The sequence below is a fragment of the Bacillus sp. SIMBA_154 genome, from assembly GCF_046536015.1.
Taxonomy (GTDB): domain Bacteria; phylum Bacillota; class Bacilli; order Bacillales; family Bacillaceae; genus Bacillus; species Bacillus pumilus_P.
On record NZ_JAWJBV010000718.1, the window covers coordinates 1 to 232 of the forward strand.

Annotated in this window: 1 protein-coding gene; it reads right to left on the reverse strand. The window is 32.3% G+C overall.

The window, feature by feature from the left end:
* The coding region (locus tag R0K30_RS23750; RefSeq protein ID WP_410613513.1) for a hypothetical protein at window positions 1-232 on the reverse strand (232 nt) is incomplete at both ends.

Sequence of the window (232 nt, forward strand, 5' to 3'; positions counted from 1 at the left end):
GTCTTTGATTTTTTGATTGACTAAACATTTATTTATTATTTCAATAGATTCATCGTAACTAAGAATTAGCTTATCTTTGTTACCTGTGAGGTAGCAAAATTCTTCAAAAACTCCTTGTAACTGTGTTTCGTTTAAATCACAGCTGAGCTGCCTTTTATAACCTGGCTTTGTCTTATCATGACGCGAGGTTAGAACAGAGAACAGTGCTTTATAAAATTCAGTCTGACTTTTT